General features: G+C 70.0%; 16 protein-coding genes. 6 read left to right on the forward strand and 10 right to left on the reverse strand.

Going from position 1 to position 19323, the window contains the following annotated elements:
- Window positions 1–44: 44 nt before the first annotated feature.
- Together ABQ271_RS11970 and ABQ271_RS11975 are read left to right on the forward strand one after the other, a co-directional pair.
- On the forward strand, window positions 45–1085 hold the full coding sequence (locus tag ABQ271_RS11970; protein WP_349308976.1) for an ATP-dependent DNA ligase: 1041 nt from the start codon (window positions 45–47) through the stop codon (window positions 1083–1085).
- Between the two features lie 45 nt (window positions 1086–1130).
- Window positions 1131–2309, forward strand: coding sequence for an AI-2E family transporter (locus ABQ271_RS11975; RefSeq protein WP_349308977.1), 1179 nt, complete (start codon window positions 1131–1133; stop codon window positions 2307–2309).
- A gap of 6 nt (window positions 2310–2315) precedes the next feature.
- Here the strand turns inward: ABQ271_RS11975 and ligD are convergent, their stop codons facing one another.
- The 8 genes from ligD to ABQ271_RS12015 all read right to left on the reverse strand — a co-directional run bounded on the left by ligD (window position 2316) and on the right by ABQ271_RS12015 (window position 13286).
- Entirely contained in the window at window positions 2316–3329 is a 1014-nt protein-coding gene (gene ligD, locus ABQ271_RS11980; protein ID WP_349308978.1) for a non-homologous end-joining DNA ligase, read from the reverse strand.
- 43 nt (window positions 3330–3372) lie between these two features.
- Window positions 3373–4452 (reverse strand): SseB family protein, encoded by a 1080-nt coding sequence (locus ABQ271_RS11985; protein ID WP_349308979.1) that lies wholly within the window; start codon window positions 4450–4452, stop codon window positions 3373–3375.
- Window positions 4453–4519: 67 nt separating this feature from the next.
- Window positions 4520–5902, reverse strand: coding sequence for a hypothetical protein (locus ABQ271_RS11990; RefSeq protein ID WP_349308980.1), 1383 nt, complete (start codon window positions 5900–5902; stop codon window positions 4520–4522).
- A gap of 156 nt (window positions 5903–6058) precedes the next feature.
- Complete coding sequence (locus ABQ271_RS11995; protein WP_349308981.1) at window positions 6059–8518, reverse strand: UvrD-helicase domain-containing protein; 2460 nt, start codon at window positions 8516–8518, stop codon at window positions 6059–6061.
- Between the two features lie 40 nt (window positions 8519–8558).
- Window positions 8559–9662 carry an aromatic acid exporter family protein gene (locus tag ABQ271_RS12000; protein ID WP_349308982.1) on the reverse strand — a complete coding sequence of 368 codons (1104 nt, stop codon included), beginning with the start codon at window positions 9660–9662 and terminating at the stop codon, window positions 8559–8561.
- A gap of 72 nt (window positions 9663–9734) precedes the next feature.
- Window positions 9735–11285: a glycosyltransferase family 2 protein gene (locus ABQ271_RS12005; RefSeq protein ID WP_349308983.1), complete on the reverse strand. Its 1551-nt coding sequence runs from the start codon at window positions 11283–11285 to the stop codon at window positions 9735–9737.
- 68 nt (window positions 11286–11353) lie between these two features.
- Complete coding sequence (locus ABQ271_RS12010; RefSeq protein ID WP_349308984.1) at window positions 11354–12022, reverse strand: response regulator transcription factor; 669 nt, start codon at window positions 12020–12022, stop codon at window positions 11354–11356.
- Complete coding sequence (locus tag ABQ271_RS12015; protein ID WP_349308985.1) at window positions 12015–13286, reverse strand: PspC domain-containing protein; 1272 nt, start codon at window positions 13284–13286, stop codon at window positions 12015–12017. The genes ABQ271_RS12010 and ABQ271_RS12015 overlap by 8 nt, the downstream gene beginning before the upstream one ends.
- 113 nt (window positions 13287–13399) lie before the next feature.
- On the opposite strand from ABQ271_RS12015, the gene ABQ271_RS12020 reads away from it, so the two are divergent.
- The 3 genes from ABQ271_RS12020 to ABQ271_RS12030 all read left to right on the forward strand — a co-directional run bounded on the left by ABQ271_RS12020 (window position 13400) and on the right by ABQ271_RS12030 (window position 16762).
- Window positions 13400–14863, forward strand: coding sequence for a PspC domain-containing protein (locus ABQ271_RS12020; protein ID WP_349308986.1), 1464 nt, complete (start codon window positions 13400–13402; stop codon window positions 14861–14863).
- Window positions 14863–15219 carry a hypothetical protein gene (locus ABQ271_RS12025; RefSeq protein WP_349308987.1) on the forward strand — a complete coding sequence of 119 codons (357 nt, stop codon included), beginning with the start codon at window positions 14863–14865 and terminating at the stop codon, window positions 15217–15219. The genes ABQ271_RS12020 and ABQ271_RS12025 overlap by 1 nt, the downstream gene beginning before the upstream one ends.
- A gap of 91 nt (window positions 15220–15310) precedes the next feature.
- Entirely contained in the window at window positions 15311–16762 is a 1452-nt protein-coding gene (locus ABQ271_RS12030) for a serine/threonine-protein kinase (RefSeq protein ID WP_349308988.1), read from the forward strand.
- Between the two features lie 234 nt (window positions 16763–16996).
- Here the strand turns inward: ABQ271_RS12030 and ABQ271_RS12035 are convergent, their stop codons facing one another.
- Entirely contained in the window at window positions 16997–17995 is a 999-nt protein-coding gene (locus tag ABQ271_RS12035) for an aldo/keto reductase (protein ID WP_349308989.1), read from the reverse strand.
- Window positions 17996–18123: 128 nt separating this feature from the next.
- The gene (locus ABQ271_RS12040; RefSeq protein WP_349308990.1) at window positions 18124–18750 is read right to left on the reverse strand and encodes a DUF1684 domain-containing protein; all 627 of its coding nucleotides are present in this window, start codon (window positions 18748–18750) and stop codon (window positions 18124–18126) included.
- A gap of 103 nt (window positions 18751–18853) precedes the next feature.
- On the opposite strand from ABQ271_RS12040, the gene ABQ271_RS12045 reads away from it, so the two are divergent.
- Window positions 18854–19273, forward strand: a complete 420-nt coding sequence (locus tag ABQ271_RS12045) for a hypothetical protein (RefSeq protein ID WP_349308991.1) — start codon at window positions 18854–18856, stop codon at window positions 19271–19273.
- Window positions 19274–19323 lie beyond the last annotated feature (50 nt).

The following is a 19323-nucleotide window of genomic DNA, read 5'->3' on the forward strand; positions in this document are numbered from 1 at the left end:
GCAAGCCCGTTCCCGCGGCAGTGCGGGCCGGGCAGGATGGGCGCATGTACGAGATCCCCGCGCCGATGCTCGCGAAGTCCGTCCCGGCCGTTCCGGATCCCGCGAAGACGGCCGGCGGCCTGCTCTACGAGCCGAAGTGGGACGGGTTCCGCGCGATCATCGGGTGGGACGGGTCGGAGGTCGAGATCGGGTCGCGCGGGTCGAAGCCGCTGACGCGATACTTCCCTGAGCTCGTCGAGGCGATCTCGCGGCTGGTGCCCGAGCCGTGCCTGCTCGACGGCGAGATCGTCGTCGCCGACGGTGAGCCGGGATCGCAGCGGCTGCACTGGGAGCAGCTGTCGCAGCGCATCCACCCCGCGGCCTCCCGCGTCACGATGCTCAGCGAGACGACACCGGCCATGTTCGTCGCCTTCGACCTCCTCGCGCGAGGCGACCGTGACCTGCGGGACGAACCGTTCTCGGAGCGCCGCGCGCAGCTCGAAGACCTGCTGGGCGGCGTACCGCATCCGATCCATCTCACCCGGACGACGACGGATCGGACCCTCGCCGAGAAGTGGCTCGCCGAGTTCGAGGGAGCGGGACTCGACGGCGTCGTCGCGAAGCCGCTCGCTCTTCCGTACGCGCCGAACAAGCGCGCCATGTTCAAGATCAAGCACGCGCGCACCGCCGACGTGGTCGCCCTCGGCTACCGCATTCACAAGAGCGGCTCGGGCGTCGGGTCGCTCCTGGTCGGGCTCTACGACGGCGACGGGAGTCTCCGCCAGGTCGGCGGCGTCGCGGCGTGGAGCAACGCGCGACGGCTCGAACTGATCGACGAGCTCGCGCCGCTGGTCGTCCGCGACGACGACGGCGAGGCAGTCACGGGCGCGTCCGATCGATCGCGTTTCACCGGGTCGAAGGACACCTCTTTCGTGCGGCTGCGCCCCGAGCGCGTCCTCGAGGTGGCCTACGACCAGCTCGAAGGCGACCGGTTCCGTCACACGGTGCAGTTCCAGCGCTGGCGGCCGGATCGGGATGCCGCATCATGCCGCTTCGACCAGCTCGAGACCGTCTCGGCCTACGATCTGGCGGACGTCCTGACCTGAGTCAAGGGGCGGTGGCGGCCGCCCCCGGATCGATAGGGTCGCAGCATGGGCCTGTTCTCGTCTTCTCCCCGCTCGGTGCGACTCGACGATGGGCGCCCCCTCCGGACTGCGGCGGTGGGCAAGCCGGCGAGCATGTGGTCCGACGGGTTCGGCACTCTCGCGACCCGCTCACTGCAGGTCATCATCGTCGCCGTGATCGCCGTGGCGTTGATCCTCGGGATGCTGCAGCTCACAGTCGTCGTCATCCCCGTCCTGCTCGCCCTCATCATCGCGTCGGCGGCGGCTCCGCTCATGGGATGGCTGCGACGCCTCGGCATCCCGTCGGTCTTCGCAACGATCCTCACCCTTCTGGCGTTCGTCGTGGTGCTGGGCGGCATCGGCTGGCTGGTCGTGAACGCCGTCCGCGATCAGTTCGATGAGCTGTCAACGCAGGCTCAGCAGGGTTTCCAGAGCGTCCTCGACTGGAGCAAGACCCTGCCGTTCGACATCGATCAGAAGCAGATCGACGAGTGGGTCGGCAGCGCGACCGACTTCCTCACGAGCGCGCAGTTCGGCTCCGGCGCCCTGGCCGGCGTGAGCGCGGTCGCGAACTTCCTCACCGGGCTCGTCCTCATGATCGTGACCCTGTTCTTCTTCCTGAAGGACGGCCCGGCGCTGTGGGAGTTCCTCATCCGCCCGTTCCGCGGCGGGAACTACGATCGAGCCGTGCGGGTCGGACACAAGACGGTGCAGACGTTCGGCGCCTATCTCCGCGGCACCGCGGCCGTCGCGGCGGTCGACGCCATCGGCATCACGATCGGTCTGTTCATCCTGCAGATCCCGCTCGCCCTGCCCCTCGGAGTGCTCGTCTTCGTGCTCGCGTTCATCCCGATCGTCGGTGCGACGGCGGCGGGCACCCTCGCCGCCCTCGTCGCGCTCGTCACGAACGACCTGGGCACCGCGATCTGGGTCGTCATCATCGTCGTGGCCGTGAACCAGCTCGAGGGCAACTTCCTGCAGCCGTTCCTCATGGGCCGTTCCATGAAGCTGCACGCCTTCGTGGTCCTGATCGCGTTGACGATCGGCACCGTGCTCGGCGGCATCGTGGGGGCGATCCTCGCCGTCCCGCTCACCGCGGCGGTCTGGGGCATCATCCAGGTGTGGGACGGACCGAACACTCCCGCCCGCTGGGCGCGAAAACGACCCGCGACCGAGGAGAAGGTCGACACCGTCACGGCCGACTGAGCCGCGTCAGTCCTTCTTCGCCCGCGACGGCTGCACGCGGGGTGGTTCGCCCGGCATCTTGGGGAACTCGGGTGGGAACGGCAGCTCGCCGAGCCCCGCGTCGAGGTCGCGCTGCCACCACTCGAGCAGCGTGTCGATGCGCCCGGGCGCGGCCTGCAGGTCCTCCCACGGATCGCCGATCGTCTGGAGTCGATCGGGCACGGTCCGAACCGTGAACGCGGTCGGGTCAACGCCGTCAGCGAGCTCGTCCCACGTGATCGGTGTCGCGACCGTCGCGCCGGGAAGCGCCCGGGGGCTGTACGCGCCCGCCATCGTGCGGTCGCGGTTCGCCTGGTTGAAGTCGATGAAGATGCGCTCGCCCCGCTCTTCCTTCCACCAGTTCGTGGTGACCTTGTCCGGCATCCGTCGTTCCAGTTCGCGACCCGCGGCGATCACGGCGTGCCGAACATCGAGGAACTCGTGCGTCGGTTCGATCGGGCAGAAGACGTGGATGCCGCGATTGCCGCTCGTCTTGAGCCAGGCTTCGAGACCCGCTTCGCGGAGGACCTCTCGCAGGGCCGGCGCGACGGCTGCCGCGTCGGCGAAGTCGGTACCGGGCTGAGGGTCGAGATCGATGCGCAGCTCGACGGGGTTATCGGTGTCGGCGGCCAGCGAGGCCCACGGATGGAAGACGACCGTGTTCATCTGCACGGCCCAGGCGATCGCGGCGGCTTCGTTCAGGACGACCTGAGGATGCCGGCGGCCGCTGTTGTACGTACACACCACCTGGTCGACGTAGTCAGGGGTGCCCTTCGGGGGATTCTTGGAGAAGAAGCTCTCCCCGTCGACGGTGTCGGGGAAGCGTTCGAGCGAGACGGGTCGGTGCCCATTCGCACGCAGGAACGGCTCGGCGACAGCGAGGACGTACTCGGCGAGCTCGTGCTTCGTGATCCCGGGCACGGGGAACACGATCCGGTTCGGGCTCGAGAGCGACAGTTCCCTGCCTCCCGGCAGCTGCAGGGTGATCCGCTCCGACGCCATGCGACCCACCATAGGCGTGAGTCACCGCGGTGGACAGGGGGTTTCAGTCCTCGTCGGACGCGTCCGCTTCCGCAGCCGCATCGACGGTTTCCGCGGCATCCGCGATCGTGATGAGCGCATCGAGCTGCTCGCGCTCGAGCCGAATCCAGGGCCCCGCCGCATCCACGAGGAATCCGCTCAGCTCGGGTTCGCTCTTGAGGGCTTCGCCGAGCTGGGCCGCGGTGAGAGGCATGGGCTGATCCTCGCGACGGAGCACGAGCACCTCGAGCGGGTGCGAGAACACCTGGAGGTAGCGGGTGCCCTCAGCCGAACGCGCCTCGGCGACGCCCATCCCCTGTCCATCAGGACGGGGGCCGGCAGCGATCCAGGCGCCGCGAGCGACGAGGGCATCGACGACGGCGCGCGCGGTCTCGGGAGTGCGCGGACCGGCGAGGAGGTTCTTGATCGTGAAGTCGGGGTCGGCCTGGTCGAGCGCCCGCGAGATGAGCCCCGTCGGCAGGACGATGCGTCGGCCCGGGCCGGCGTGGTCGAAGACGATGCCGTCGTAACCCGCGTCGACGACGTTGCGGAGCACGTTCTGGGCGGGCTGGCCGAGGATCGACGTGTTCGTGTTCTCTTCGGCGTCGGACCCGAGGCCCGCCTGGACCGCGGCGGCGCCGGTGTAGGCAAGGAGGAACTTCTTGTCGTTCATGATCGAGATCGCCAGCCGCAGCGGCTCGCCGGCGGCGACCTGCGCCTGCGCGTCACCGAGGATCCGCAGGTAGAGGGTTCCCTGCAGCGCCTGGCGCGTGACGCCGAGGATCGCCGCATTGTCGGGCTGCTCGGGCGCGTCGGCGAGAGCCGCGAGAAGGAGCGTGTTGTCGGGCATGCCCGGCCGCCCCTCGGTGCGCTCGGGCGCCGTCTCCGGAACCTTCGGCAGGCGCGGCGGCTCGGGGCGCGGCGAGGGCTGTCCGTAGGTGGAGACCGAGATCGGCACGAAGGGCACCGGTTCGGCATCCGCCTGCTCTGCCGCAACAGCCGCGCTGGCGTCCTGCTGGACGTCGGAAAGCTCCGCCTGCGCGTCGACGGGGACGTCGCCGGTCTCGTCGGAGTTCTTCTTCGGACGACGGGAGAACAGAGCCATGCGTTCAGCGTACGCGCGATGCGCCGCGGGGTGCGCAGCGCTCAGCTGAGCGCGACCCGCGAGATCGTCAGCGCTTGGACGCGCGGTACCCAGCCTTCCGGGCGGCGTCCGCGGTAGCAAAGCACTGTTCGGGGTGGGTCGCCTTGTAGAACTGACCGCCGGGCGCGTGGTAGATCCAGTCCGAGGTGTGGCGCGTGGTCTGGTTGCCCTTGATCGGGTGGCTCTTCGGGCAGGAGGTCTTGCTGATCGGCTTGGCCACCTGACTCGGGACGGTCTTGCCCTTGACGGCGGCGGTCGCCTTCGATGTGGTTGTCACCGTCGCGTAGCCGGCTTTCTTGCCGGTGACCTTGACGGTGATCTTCTTGCCCTTGACGCCAGCCGAAAGGGTGAGGGTCTTGCCGGTAGCTTTCGAGATGGCCTTGCCGTTCGCGTACCACTGGTACGACAGGCGGGTGCCCGAAGTCCAACGGCCAGGCTTCGCGGTGAGCTTCTGTCCCACCTTGGCCGTGCCGGTGATGGTCGGCGTCGCCGACAGCGACACCTTCAGGGTGGCCTTCGAGGTCTTGGTGGCGGTGACGTAGCCGGCCTTCTTGCCGGTCACCTTGACGGTGAGGGTCTTGCCTGCGAGGGATGCCGGGAGCTTGTACGACGCCTTCGTGGCGCCCTTGATGGCCTTGCCCGAAGCGAACCACTGGTAAGAGAGCTTGGTCCCCTTGGTCCACGCGCCGGGCTTGGCCGACACAGTGCCGGCAACTTTCGCGGTACCGCTGACCGACGGGGTGCCCACCTTCAGCGTCGCCGCTTTCACCACCGCGGTCTCGGCGGTGCGCTTGAACTGAAGAGCCTCGTCAGACGGGAACCCTGCCGCATCGAGGGCCGCGTAGACATCCACCGAGACTCGTTTGCCGACCGCATCCGCGCCGAGGGTGATCGACGAGGAGGCCCCATCCTGCAGGAGCGTGTCACCGGCGTACCAGGCGTAGCCGAGGTCAACTCCGGCTGGCCAGACCCCCCGCGACACGGAGAGGTTCTTGCCGAAGGCTGCCGTTCCGGAGATCACCGGGTCGCTCACGGCACCTGCCAGCGTGTCGACGTTGGCATCGACGCCGGCAACGGGCGCAGTGTCGACCTGCACCGGAGCCGAGAATTCGAGGGAGACGGCGTCGTCCCACCACTCGATCCAGCTCGTGATGCCATCGCCGTCGTCGTACCCCAGCTCGTTGAAGCCGACGCGGTATTCCCCCGCGGGGAGCTCATCGATGATGTACGTCCCGTCCGGCGCGATCCGTGCCGAGTAGGAGTAGTAGAAACCGTCACCTGTCAGTCGCCACGCGTTCGCGATGCCCTCTCCGGTGAAGATCCGATCGCCAGTGACGGTGCCGGAGATTTGCCCCGTCGGGGCCGCCTCATCGGCGACCGCCGCCTGGGGCAGGGCCCAGATCGAACCCATCAGCAGAGCCGTGCCCGTTGCGAGCGCAACCGACCGACGACGCAACGATGCGCCCATGCTTTTCCCCAGTCCCGCGACCCCCGTCGCGCGCTATCAGCAAATTCCCAGCGAATCGCTGGGCTCATTCTGACACAGCGAAAAGGCGCGACCGTGCAGTCAGAGCTTGGTGATGGGGGCGACCTTGATCAGCAACTTCTTCGGGCCCGCGGTGTCGAACCGCACGTGTGCGACGCGCTTGGCGCCCTCGCCGGTGATCATGTCGACTTTGCCCTCGCCGAAGTCGTCGTGACGGATGCGGTCGCCCGCCGTGAGCTCCATGTCGCCGTTGTCGCGGATCTTGGCCGGGATGCGGTTGGCGAACTTCGCGAGCGCGTCGGACTTCTCCCGCTTCGGCAGCGGCACGAGGTCGTCGCCGTAGCGGTTCGAGCCCGATCCCCCGAAGCGCGAACCGCCGCCACCAGGGCGCCCGTTGATCGCGCGCGACTGCATGCCGCCGCGCGAGTTCACGTCGCCCGGCGACTGACGCCAGTCGATCAGCTCGTGCGGGATCTCCTGCAGGAACCGGCTCGGCATCGCGGCCGAGACCTCGCCGAACTGCGCGCGGGTCATCGCGAGCGAGAGGTGCAGCCGCTTGCGCGCGCGGGTGAGCGCCACATAGAAGAGGCGTCGCTCCTCCTGCGGGCCTCCGGGCTCCCCCGCCGAGATCCGGTGCGGGATGAGGTCTTCCTCGACGCCCGTCACGAAAACGGCGTCGTACTCGAGGCCCTTCGCCGTGTGCATCGTCATGAGGGAGACCGACCCACTGGCGTCGTCGAGGTCGTCGGCATCCGACACCAGCGTCACTTCGGTGAGGAAGTCCAGCAGCGTGCCGTCGGGATTGTTGCGCGCGAACTCGCGCGTCACCGCGACGAGCTCGTCGAGGTTCTCGACGCGCGCCTCGTCCTGCGGATCCTTCGACATGCGGAGAACGTCGTAGTAGCCCGACTTGTTCAGGAGAACGCGGAGGCCCTCGGTGACGGACGTCGACGGAGCGATCTCGCCCGAGCTCGGGAGCATGATCTCGGATGCCTCGACGAGGACGGCATCCAGTTCGGCGATCGCCTTCTGCACCTTCGCACCCACGCCGAGCGCCGATGCGTTCGCGAGCGCGTCGCGGAAAGTGATTCCCTCGGATGCCGCGTAGCGCGCGATCGCCGTCTCGGTGACGTCGCCGATGCCCCGTCGGGGCTTGTTCAGGATGCGGCGCACCGCCATCTCATCGGCAGGGTTCGCGACCGCGATGAGGTACGCCATCGCATCCTTGATCTCGGCGCGGTCGTAGAACTTGGTGCCGCCCATGATCTTGTAGGGCACCGCCGAGCGGATGAAGATCTCTTCGAGCGCGCGCGACTGCGAGTTGGTCCGGTAGAAGACCGCCATCTGCGAGTAGTCGACGCTCTTGCGGTGCAGGGCCTCGATCTCGTCGGCCACGAATTGCGCCTCATCGTGCTGCGAGTACCCGGTGAAGCCGATGATCGGGTCACCGTCGCCCACATCGGTCCACAGCTTCTTGTCCTTGCGGTCGAAGTTGTGGCCGATGACGGCGTTCGCCGCCGACAGGATGTTCTGCGTCGAGCGGTAGTTCTGCTCGAGCAGCACGACCTTCGCGCCGGGGAAGTCGCGCTCGAACTCGCTGATGTTGCGGATGTCGGCACCACGGAAGGCATAGATCGACTGGTCCGAGTCACCGACGACGGTGAGGGACGCGCCCTCGACCTCGGGTGCCTCATCCGGCTCGAAGATCATCATCCCGCCGCTGGAGAACGCGTCGCCCGCCTTGCCGACGACCGGTCGCGTGAGCTCGTGGATGAGGGCGTACTGGGCGTGGTTCGTGTCTTGGTACTCATCGACGAGGACGTGACGGAAGCGCTTGCGGTACACGTCGGCGACGTGCGGGAAGGCGCGGAAGAGATAGACGGTCTGCGCGATGAGGTCGTCGAAGTCGAAGGCGTTCGCCTTCTGCAGCGCGCGCTGGTAGTCCGCGAAGATGTCGACGAACACCCGCTCGGCGGGGTCGCTCATGTTCGCCTGGCGTGCGTAGGACTCGGCATCCGCCAGTTCGTTCTTCAGTTTCGAGATACGACCCTGCACGGCGGCGGGCGTGAAGCCGAACGAGTCGCCCTCGTGTTCCTTCACGAGGCGCTTGACGAGCGCGCGGGAATCGCCGGAGTCGTAAATCGTGAAGCTCTTCGTGAAGCCGAACTGATCTGCCTCGCGGCGCAGGATCCGGACGCACGCGGAGTGGAACGTCGAGATCCACATGCCCTGCGCGGTGTCGCCGACGAGCTGGCGCACGCGCTCGCGCATCTCCCCCGCGGCCTTGTTCGTGAACGTGATCGCGAGGATCTGGCTGGGGTACGCCTCTCGCGTCCGCAGCAACGAGGCGATGCGGCGGGTGAGCACACTCGTCTTGCCGGAGCCTGCGCCCGCGACGATCAGCAGCGCCGGCCCCCGGTGGGTGACGGCCTCGCGCTGCGGCGGGTTGAGACCGGCCAGGAGATCTTCGTCGGGGCGGGAATCGCCCGCGGGGCGGGGCGCTCCGGCGCCGACGATGACGGGCTTGATGGAGTCGCTCATGTCCCCACGAGTCTACGTTCGCCCACCGACACCGACGCCGTCACGCCAGCGCGGCGGACACGCGCCGCGAGATGTCGGTGATCCGCCCGAGGGTCGCGGCCAGCCAGACTCCCGGCTGATGGTGCGGGTCTCCGGTCCCCTCGACAGCGGGGACGGATGCCGCGTACGCGTCGATGCTCTGCCAGGCGGCATCCACTCTCTCGCCCATCTCGTCGTCGACGGGCGGCGTCGCCATGAGTTCCGCGACGCGACGGAGCGCGGCTTCCAGCAGCGCGGGATCGCCGTGCCGCTCGTCGAGCCGATCATGCTGCGCGAGGACGTCGAGCAGGTCGCGGGTCAGGTACGTCGCCCGCTCGAGGCCCCACCACCGCTGGGCGTTCTCGTCCCGCACGCCGCCGATCCCGCGCGCACGGATGTTCGCTCGTTCGGACCGCGACGCTTCATCCACGTCGGCGGCGACGGCCATCGCCATCTCGGCGAGCGCATCGCCGTCCTCGCGCAGGCTTCCGGCGTCAGGTTCGCCCTCCCCCGCAGAGTCCGCCGCACGATCGAGCGCGGCCACCACCGCGGCCCGCAGCTCCGACAGCCGGTCGCGCGCCGACTGCAGGTAGAGCGGCGGGACGAGCACGACGTTCGCGACGACCCCCACGAGGACCCCGAACGCCATCGTCGCGAGGTACGACGACGAGAACCCGTCCGGATCGTTCTTGCTGAGCAGCAGGACGAAGAGTCCGGCGAGCGCGACCCAGTCCCGACCGACGCCGAGGGCACGGATGCCGCCGAGCGCCACTCCGACGAGGACGACGAGCGCGAGCCCCGCGATCCCCGGCGTCCCTGCGGCGACGAGGGCCAGCCCGCCGAAGCCGATCGCGATGCCGCAGGCGAGACCGATGAGCGATTGGATGCCGGCGCGCAACGAATCCGCGACGGTCGGATACATGCTGACGAGCACACCGAGGGGCGCATAGTAGGAGTACTCGGCGTCAGCGAAGGGCACCAGGGGTGCGAAGAACCAGGCGATCGCCGCCGCGACGGCCGTCTTCAGCGCCAGGATCAGCCGTCGCGTGGTGAAGACGTCGCCACCGGCACGGCGAATGCCCAGCGCCACTTGGGCGGCCGTCAGTCGGGGCGGGGTGCGAGACACCCGGGCACGCTATGCGCGCGGCCCCAGTCCGCGGGGCCCCCTTGCGTCCGCGCTCCCGTCGTCGTAGGCGGGTCAGCTGACGAGTGTCCGCGACCGGGCGGGGAAGCTCGCTCGAGGAGCCGCGATGGCCCGGTGCGAGAGGGACGACGCGGAGCGCGACCACGGCGCGAGAGCGACCAGTCCACGGCGGGAACGCGGCAGCATCCCCACGGCGAACAGGGCGGCCATCGCCGCCGGACCGACGGGTCCGACCGCCGCCGCGAGCGAACCGGAAGCGAGGACGGCGCCGACAGCGAGCACCGGCACGAGGATCAGCTCGTCGCGGAGCAGTGCCGCCGTTCCCGTGGCGCCGCGGCGGGAGGCCGTCTTCGGCGTCACCCAGAACGTCGCCCGTCGACCGAGAACGGTGCGGACGACGGCGGCGAGGACGACGAAAGTCGTCGATGCGTACAGCAGACCCGCCGTGAGGGCGAACGCGACGCCGGCCGCCATGCGCTGCGTGCGCGCCCGGCGGACCGCTTCGGGCAGAAGCGGGGCGGCCGCGGCGAGCGCGGACACGAGCATCACCCAGACGGGCGGGGGCGTCCCGGTTCCGGCCAGCGCCGCTCCGGCAACGAGGGTCGCGGCACCGGCGAGCGCGGTGACGGGGACGAGGGCGGTCTCGAGCGCGAGGTCGAGGCCTTCGCGGAGGCCGAGCCCCCGCATCCGTCCGGGGTGACGGAGGAACTCGACGGCGCCTTCGGCCGTCTTGCGCATCTGCACGCGGAACGCGGCGTAGTCGATCGGGTAGTCCTCGGTGAAGGCGGCCTCGACGTCGACGATCCGCCAGCCGCGACGGCGGAGCTGCACGGTCATCGCGAGGTCCTCTGCGACGGCTTCGGGGAATCCTGCGACGTCCTCGATGGCCGCGGCACGGACGAGCGCGCCGCGTCCGAGGAAGGCGGTGACGCCGTGGGCGCCACGTCCCCCGCGGGTGACCCCGAGGTGGGTCGCGAGCAGGGGACCGAAGTAGCGTGCGAAGCGACTTCGCCCGGGGGATGCCGCGGGTGACGCCTGTGCGACCGCCACTGTCGAGTCGGTGAGAGCCCTGCGGCAGATCCGGGCCACGCCGGGTTCGAGGACGACGTCGCTGTCGCAGATGAGGAACGCGTCGTAGCGTCCGCGGAGTTCCGCGATGCCCGCGTTGAGGTTGCCGGCTTTGAACCCGGACCGTTCGGCGCGGCGGATGACCTGCCAGCCCCGGGCTGCGGCGAGGGCGTCGACCTGCGCGATCGCGTCGAGATCGCGTGAGTCATCGAGGAGGACGACGTCGACGGGGATGTCCTGGTGCGAGCTGCGGATGATCGCGACCGCGTCGAGGTCGTCGCAGACGCAGACGAGCACGGCGATCCGGTCGGGACCGCTCCCGGTGCCGTGGGCGCCCGTCGGGCGGGGAGCTTTCGAGCGCAGCCACAGCGCCGCAGCCCGGCCGCCCGCGACCCACGTGAGGGCGCTCGCGATGGCGAAGACGACCGGGAGCACCGAGCCCTGGCTCCCGGCCCAGGCGAAGAGGGGCACAGCGAGGGCGATCCAGACCGCGACGACGAGGACTGTCGATGCGCGAACCAGAAGTCGTCTAATCACATACGGAGTATATGTATACATGGAATCGTTTTTCGTGGATGTCGTCGTGATTCGTCGGCCCCGGATCATCAGAGGAGCCGCCGTTCCGACGCCCACGCCGTGAGTTCGTGGCGCGACGACAGCTGCAACTTCCGCAGCACCGAGGAGACATGGGTCTCGACGGTCTTCACCGAGATGTAGAGCTCCCGCGCGACCTCCTTGTAGGAGAAGCCGCGCGCAATGAGGCGCATGACCTCCTGCTCGCGCCGCGACAGCCGGTCCAGCTCGTCGTCGACGGCGGCCGTCTCCCCCGCCGCGGCACCGAAGGCGTCGAGGACGAACCCCGCCAGACGTGGCGAGAACACGGCATCCCCACCGGCCACGGCGTGGACCGCTCGACTCACGTCGGCACCCGACGAGCCCTTCGTGATGTAGCCGCGCGCGCCGGCGCGGATCACGCGCACGACATCGGCCGCGGCATCCGACACGCTCAGCGCGAGGAAACGCGTCGCGGTCCCGGCGGAACCGAGGATGACGGCCTCGCCGCCGAGCGCGTCGGCGGCGCCGTCCGCGCCCGGGAGATGCACGTCGAGGAGCACCACGTCGGGGCGTTCGGACGCGATGACCGCAACGGCGCTCTCGACGTCGGCCGCCTCGCCGACGACGTGGACCGAGGAGTCGAGGTCGGCCCGCAGCCCCGACCGGAAGATCGAATGGTCATCGACGATCACGACCCGCAAGGGAGCCGCCTCAGTCACGCCGCGCACCTGCCGTCGGGAGACTCAGGCGCACTTCGGTCCCCGAGACGTCCGGCACCGAGCGGATGACGGCGGTGCCGCCGGACCGCCGCATCCGCCCCACGATCGACTCGCGCACACCCCAGCGGTCGGCCGGAACGGCGGCGGGATCGAACCCGGCGCCGCGGTCGCGGATGAAGACGTCGACAGCCGATGCCGCCCCCTCGATGTACACCGAGATCTCGCCCCCCGCGTGGCGGGCCGCATTGAGCATCGCCTCGCGGGCTGCGGCGGCGAGCTCGCCGCTCGCGCGCTCGGTCGACGTGCCCGTCGAGACGACCTCGATGCGCACCGGGAAGTCGAGCTCCAACGCCCCCGCGTAGTCACGCAGATCGGTGGGGAGATCACTGTCGGCCGGGGAGTCGCCGTCGTAGAGCCAGGCGCGCAGTTCCCGCTCCTGCGCCCGCGCGATGCGCGACACCTCGCTCGACGCACCCGAGCGGTTCTGGATCAGGGCGAGCGTCTGCAGGACCGAGTCGTGGAGGTGAGCCGCCATCGCCGAGCGCTGCTCGTCGCGCACCCGTCCGATGCGCTCGTCGACCAGGTGACGCCAGGCCTGCAGAAGAGCGGATGCCGCGATGGCCGCGGCGCCGGCGACGGGGAGGAGGAGTTCGCCGATGACGGCCCGCCCGCCTCGCACGTCGGCGGTGCCGGCGACCGCGACGAACACCACGGCGAGCGCGACAGCCGCGAGCACGCGAACGACCATCGCATGCCGCGGACCACGCGACGGGTCGACGCGGTCGATGCCGCCCGCCCACACCCCCGCGGCGGTCGCCAGCAGCGTCGCAGCCCACACCCATGGGACGGTCGGCCAGAAGCGCAGGCCGTACCCCGTCGTCTCGGTGAAGTACAGGTCCAGGTACACGGACGAGGTCGCGCGCGCCGCGGACAGCACGCCGGCGAGGCCGACGCCCGCGCCCGTGAGAAGCAGCCATGCAACCGGTACGCGGCGTTCCGTGGCTCCGTCGCCGGCGCGGAGCGGCATGAACAGCCAGCACCACACATAGAAGAGGAGTCCCGCCCCGGCGAAAGCCGTGGCCACCGCCAGCAGAAGGCGCACCCGCGTCACGGAGACGCCGAAGTGGTCGGCGAGGCCCGCAGCGACGCCGGTCACGGCCATCGTCCGCGGCCGCGTGAGCGGGATGCGGGTGGGCCGCCGGTTCGGGCGCGCCGGCCGGAGCGGGCGGGCCGCGGCATCCGTGACGGTCGCAAGGGAGGACATGTCCACATCAAACCACCGGGGTCCACCGGCGGACATCATCCGGAAGAGTGATCAGGGATGGATCAGGGTCACCCCTGATGGTGGAGGATGCCGGACCCCGGCATTCTCGGAATATGTCCTCCCCGCCGCCTTTCGCTCCGCCCGCCGCGCCTCCTCGGGAGGGCGTCGCCGACCGCTTCTTCGGCTGGACGTCGCGCCTCGGTTTCGTCCGCTTCGACGGCTGGTTCGGTGGGGTGGCCGCCGGGGCCGCCGCGCGGTGGGCCGTCGATCCGCTGATCGTGCGCGGCATCCTCGTCGTCCTCGCGATCCTGGGATTCCCCGTGGCCCTCGTCTACGGCGTCGCGTGGGCGGTCCTCCCCGATGCGTCAGGCCGGATCCCGGGGCTCGAAGCGCGGTATCGCCGGTTCCATTCGGGCCAGGTGGGCGCGCTGCTCTTCATCGCGGCATCCTTCGTCCCCGCCCCCCTCCCGCAGCTTTTCGGGATCCCCACCCTCGCTCTGCTCGGCGGGGCGTACTTCGGCGACATCGTGGGCGTGGCCCTGGGGCTCACGGTCGCCGCGATCATCGTCGCGAGCGTCGTGGTGCTCGCGGTCGGGAGGCGAGGCCCTCGATCGGTTGTGCCCACGGTGGGCGACCCGGCCCCCGTCGCAACCGACGAGGCCAAGGGGGCGCCGACCGAGGCGCCCCTCGAACCCGACGCCCCCTCCGACACCGCGAGCGACGACGACCTCGCGCGGTGGCGCGAGCAGCACGCAGCGTGGAAAGTCCAGGATCAGGCGTGGCGGCGAGATCAGCAGGATGCCGCCCGCGCCGCGCGGGACCAGCTGCGACGCGAGCGCCAGGAGAGCGCCGCGGCCTTCGCCGCGGAAGCCGCCGCCCGTCGTCGCGAGCGTCATGCGACGGCGCCCCGTGCTCCGTTCGCCTTCGTGGCGCTCGCGATGGGTGCCGCGGTGATCGTGGGGACGATCGCCGCGCTGTCGACGACGGGGGCCGATCCGGTGGCGGCGGGTCTGTTCGTCGCGGCCCTCGTACTGGCGGGGGCGATGACCGTCGCCGGCGCGCTACGGCGCCGCAGCGGGTTCCTCGCCTTCGTGACGGGCCTCGCGCTGGTCGCGGGCGTCGGCGCATCCGCTCTCACGATCGGGCGGGATCTGCACGTCGGGCACTGGAACATCTCGAACGTCGCCGGGCCGTTCCACCAGGGCGCCGACACGTTCGTGCAGCCGTGGGGGGACCTGATGATCTCACTGCAGAACACGGGAGTGGACGGCGCCATGCACATCGACAAGCGGTCGGGAGGGACGGGCGTCTCCGTCAACGACGACGTCCGCGTGGATGTCGAGATCATCACCGACAGCGCCTCGATCTACGTTTCGACCCCCTCCGAGGGCTTCGTCACCCTCGACGAACTCGATGGTGTCGCCCGAGCGCCCCTCGGAGACGGTCGCACTCGCTACACGCTCAGCGTCGGCGACACCTCCTCCCCCCGCACGACGCAGGCACTCGTGATCGAGCAGGAGTTCGGCTACATCGACTTCACCCTCGAGTCCGACCTCACCCCCGAAGGGTCCTCCTGATGACCGCCACGCCCACCGCCGACCTCGAGCTCCTCTCGGTCGACGACCCCTCCGCATCCCCCTCGACCTCCGTCGCGACAGGTCCGCGCGTCCGCTGGGCGGCCATCGTCTGGGGGCTCACGTTCGCGGCCATCGCCGCCGGCGGGTTCGCCGTCGCCTCCTCTCCCGCCGCAATGGCGTGGCTGATCGATGCTGTCGCCGATGCCGAACTGACCACGGCGATTGCCGCCTGCCTCTTCCTCGTCGGGGGGCTCGTCACCATCGCCGGGGTCGCCGGCCTCCTGCGCCGTGCGCAGCGTTCACTCGAGGGTCGGCGCATGCATCAATCAGAGCCGGAGTCAACCCGCCAGACGTGAGGACGCCCCGGCCCCTACGGTCATGACGTCGCCTTACCCCGGGCGGCGTTCGGACGGATGCCGTGCATCCGCAGTACCCGCAGGAGTGGCCGTGGCAGATCCGTCCGACGAGCCTGTCACGACAGGAATGCTCGACGGCCGATACGTCCTCGCCGACTGCGTCGGCCAGGGGGGCATGGCCCGGGTCTATCGGGCTGAGGACGTCGTTCTCGGCCGCACCGTCGCGATCAAGATCATGCGCTCCGAGGCCGAGAACCCGGCGATCCTCCCCCGAGCGCGTACCGAGATGTCGCTCCTCGCGTCGCTCAACCATCCCTCTCTCGTGACCCTCTTCGACGCGAAGATCGTTCCCGGTCAGCCCGAGTACCTCGTCATGGAGTTCGTCGAGGGACAATCGCTGGCCGTCGCGTTGCAGACCGGACCACTGGATGCCGCCGAGACGGCCGGTCTGGTCGGCGAGATCGCGGCCGGGCTCGAAGTCGTCCACCGTTCCGGGATCGTCCACCGCGACGTGAAACCCTCCAACGTGCTCCTCGCACCGCCGACGATCCCCGGTCGCAGGCACGGTGCGAAGCTCGCCGACTTCGGGGTCGCCTATCTCGCCGACAGCACCCGACACACGACCCCCGGGACCGTGATCGGCACCGCTGCCTACCTGGCCCCCGAGCAGGTGCGCGGCGAACCCGCCGGTCCACCCGCCGACGTGTACGCGCTGGGCCTGCTGGCTCTGGAGACGATCACCGGCGACCGGGCGTTCCCGGAGGCATCCGGGATCGGACGCGTCATGGCTCGCCTGGTGGAGACACCGGACGTCCCCTCCTGGCTCGGACCGGAGTGGTCGGCCCTCCTGCGCGAGATGATCGCGCGAGACCCCGCGGAGCGTCCCACCGCAGGGCAGGTCGCGCACCGGGCACGCTCGTTGCCGACCGACATCGTCCGGATGCCTCGACCCGCGGTCGCGGCGATCGATCAGGAGACGCAGGCTCTCGACCTCGGGTACGCAGCGGCGCCGGTGGAGGCGGTCGGTGCACCCGCGGTCTCGCCGCTCGACGCGCAGGCCTCCCGCCGGGCGGCGCGGACGCGGAGGCGATCGCGGCACTCACGCACATGGATCCTCACGGGAGCCGCGGGCGTGGTCGTCGCCGCCCACATTGCGATCGGGGCGTGGTGGGCGAACGGCGCTCCGGGCCAGCAACCTGCCCCCGAGCAGACTGTGAGCGAGCCGACGAGCCCGGCGCCGGCGGAGCTCGTCGTGGATGACGGCGAGCAGGGTCTGGTGCCCCTGAACACCACCGATACCGTCGACACCGTTGCCGAGAACGACCCCGTCGTCCCCGACACCGCGACCGCGGAGACGAACGGAACCGGAGACGAATCTGCGATCGAGACGCCGGGGTCCACCGGAGCGGACAAGACCGCCGACCGACCCGCACGCGAGAACGCCAACGAGAAGGCTCAGGACCACGCGAACGAGAATTCTGCCGTCCGCGGCGGCTCGTCCAACAGCAAGGGCAACGGCAACGGCAACGGCAAGAACGACTGAGCCTCCGTCATACGCCGACACCGCGCGTCATCTCCGGTCATCACACCAGGGGACGTCCGAGGGTCGGGATAGCGTGAGGCCATCGCGACGGTCCGGGTGGTCCCGGGCACCGGGTCATACCGGATGTGCAGCGGGTTCGACTCCCGCCGTCGCGTCGACGACGGCGTGCGAGCGTCCGGCGTTGGCCATCCTCGCTGAGACGAGGCAGGCCACGGAGTCACCCTTCGATGGCGGTCAGGCCACACCCCTCAGATCCGGGGCGAGGCCGGCATCGTCGAGCTCGGCCCAGAGCTCATCGGGAATCGCGGACGCGCGCCGCTCGATGCTGCTCTCGACGTGCGCGACGCTGCGCATCCCGATGACGGTCGAGACGACGGCAGGATGCCGGAGCGGATACTGCACCGCCGCGGACGGCAGATCGACGTCATGGGCTCGGCAGATCGCGGCGAGCCGCTCCGCCCGCTCACGGACGGCGTCGGAGGCCGGGGCGTAGTCGAAGTGCGCGTCGGGCTGGATCTGAGCGGAGCTCAGCAGACCGGAGTTGTAGACGCCCGCTGCGACGATCGCGACGCCCCGCCGGAGGGCGAGGGGCATCAGATCGGCGAGAGCCGTCTGATCCAGGAGCGTAAGCCGACCGGCCAGCATCACCACGTCGATGTCGTGCGCGTCGATGAACCGCGCCGGCATGGCCGACTGGTTCATGCCCGCCCCGATGGCACGGATGACGCCCTGTTCCCGAAGTTCGATGAGCGCCGGGATCGCCTCACGAGTGGCCTGCTCTTCGTGCTCGTCGGGATCGTGCAGGTACACGATGTCGATCCGGTCCGTGTCGAGGCGGGCGAGGCTGGCCTCGATCGAGCGCTTCACACCGTCGGCTGAGAAGTCCCACTCACGACGGACGGATGCCGGGACCACGAAACCCTGATCGTCCTGACGGTCCGCCGTCTCGGGGCTGTCTACGAGCAGTCGGCCGACCTTCGTCGAGATGACGACGTCATCGCGCGGCGTTCCGGCCAGCGCAGCGCCCAGCCGACGTTCGGAGAGGCCGAGGCCGTAGTGCGGAGCGGTGTCGAAGTACGTCACACCCGCGGCCAGGGCTGCATGCACCGCTGCGGTCGACTCATCATCGGTCGTCTGACGATTGAGGTTGCCCAATTGCGCGGCGCCGAAACCGACATCGCTGACGGGGAGCTTCTCCCTGATGGATCGCGTGGCAAGAGAGGGGGCGGTCATCGGGTCCCGGTTTCTTCCGTATCGGCCGAACGGGCGGTGGGGGATCAGGTCGTCTGGATGGCCACGCCGATTCGTTAGCTGTACGAGCCGAACCTATCAGCGTGACAGCGTCGACCCGCTGCCACCCGTCAGAGCCCCGGGTAGCGTTCGCCGACGGGGACCTCGACCGTGAGGACATTGCCGGGCTGCGCGAGCGGGCACGCCCAGGCCGGGTCGTACGCGCACGACGGGTTGTAGGCGAAGTTGAAGTCGAGCACGATCGTGCCGGCCGCGGCATCCGATCCGAGGTCCGCGCCCTTGATCGTGTCGATGAGGTAGCGACCACCGCCGTACGTGCCGTTCGCACGTCCGGCGAGCGCGTCCCGCACGGGGATGAAGAGACCGCCGCCGTATGTGGTCAAACGCCAGACGTCCAGGGTGCCCACCTCCGGGACGTCGACGAGGGCGATCCGCTCGAACGGAACCACCCCGTCCGTTCCCGTCGCGAACTCGAATCCGCCGGGCTCCGCTGCGAGAAGCGGCAGCTCGAAACGCCAGGCGGGGTCGTAGGGCGCAATCGGCACCCCGGTGAACTCGGGGCGCACGTCTGGCAAGAGCGGAGTCGCCGGGTGCGTCGCGAGCATCTCGTCGCGTCCGCGCTGCCACAGCGCGTGGCCTTCCTCCGGGGTCACCGCCCGCACATCGGCGTAGAGGGCGAAGACGCGGCGACGCCAGTCGACGACGTCGGCGGCGGTCCGGGCAGCCGTGGGGATCATCGGCTCAGGCTACGCGCTCCTGCCGCCTCACGGGCCTGGGCAACCGCTGACCCCTCTCCCCCGACACGCGCCGCGCGCGTAGCCTCGCGGGAGGAGGTGCTCCATGCGTACACATCCCTCGACGTTCGCGGCGGCAATCGTGCTCGCCGGCCTCACCCTCACCGCCTGCGCGACGGAAGGAACCGCCATGCCCGAGTCCGATGGCTCCACCCCGTCGAGCCGCCCACCGTTCCGCACGGCCAGTCCGGCTCCGCTCACCCCTCCCGGAGCCCCTGCGGAGGTCCCCGAGGCGAAATGGGCTGCGCTCGTCTCGGACCTCGCCGCCCGGGGCGTCTCCGGCGACCCGACCCTCGTCTCCGCGGAGCGTGTCGAGTTCGCCAATGGCTCCCTCGGATGCCCGCAGCCCGGCATGTCGTACACCCAGGCGCTTGTGAACGGGTACCGCATCGTCGTTCGGACCGACGATCGCACGTTCGACTACCGCTTCGGCCGTGGCGACGAGCCCCGCCTCTGCGAGCGCTGACCACGGATGCCGAAAGGGGCGGCGCGTCGTGTGACGCACCGCCCCTTCGA

The organism is Microbacterium sp. MM2322 (genome assembly GCF_964186585.1).
Lineage (GTDB): Bacteria > Actinomycetota > Actinomycetes > Actinomycetales > Microbacteriaceae > Microbacterium.

Coding starts and splice junctions, on each gene's coding strand:
- ABQ271_RS12020 (WP_349308986.1), top strand. CDS start 13,400: ATGTCCTCCCCGCCGCCTTTCGCTCCGCCCGCCGCGCCTCCTCGGGAG.
- ABQ271_RS12035 (WP_349308989.1), bottom strand. CDS start 17,995: ATGACCGCCCCCTCTCTTGCCACGCGATCCATCAGGGAGAAGCTCCCC.
- ABQ271_RS11995 (WP_349308981.1), bottom strand. CDS start 8,518: ATGAGCGACTCCATCAAGCCCGTCATCGTCGGCGCCGGAGCGCCCCGC.
- ABQ271_RS11975 (WP_349308977.1), top strand. CDS start 1,131: ATGGGCCTGTTCTCGTCTTCTCCCCGCTCGGTGCGACTCGACGATGGG.
- ABQ271_RS12025 (WP_349308987.1), top strand. CDS start 14,863: ATGACCGCCACGCCCACCGCCGACCTCGAGCTCCTCTCGGTCGACGAC.
- ABQ271_RS11985 (WP_349308979.1), bottom strand. CDS start 4,452: ATGGCTCTGTTCTCCCGTCGTCCGAAGAAGAACTCCGACGAGACCGGC.
- ABQ271_RS11970 (WP_349308976.1), top strand. CDS start 45: ATGTACGAGATCCCCGCGCCGATGCTCGCGAAGTCCGTCCCGGCCGTT.
- ligD (WP_349308978.1), bottom strand. CDS start 3,329: ATGGCGTCGGAGCGGATCACCCTGCAGCTGCCGGGAGGCAGGGAACTG.
- ABQ271_RS11990 (WP_349308980.1), bottom strand. CDS start 5,902: ATGGGTTCGATCTGGGCCCTGCCCCAGGCGGCGGTCGCCGATGAGGCG.
- ABQ271_RS12015 (WP_349308985.1), bottom strand. CDS start 13,286: ATGTCCTCCCTTGCGACCGTCACGGATGCCGCGGCCCGCCCGCTCCGG.
- ABQ271_RS12045 (WP_349308991.1), top strand. CDS start 18,854: ATGCGTACACATCCCTCGACGTTCGCGGCGGCAATCGTGCTCGCCGGC.
- ABQ271_RS12040 (WP_349308990.1), bottom strand. CDS start 18,750: ATGATCCCCACGGCTGCCCGGACCGCCGCCGACGTCGTCGACTGGCGT.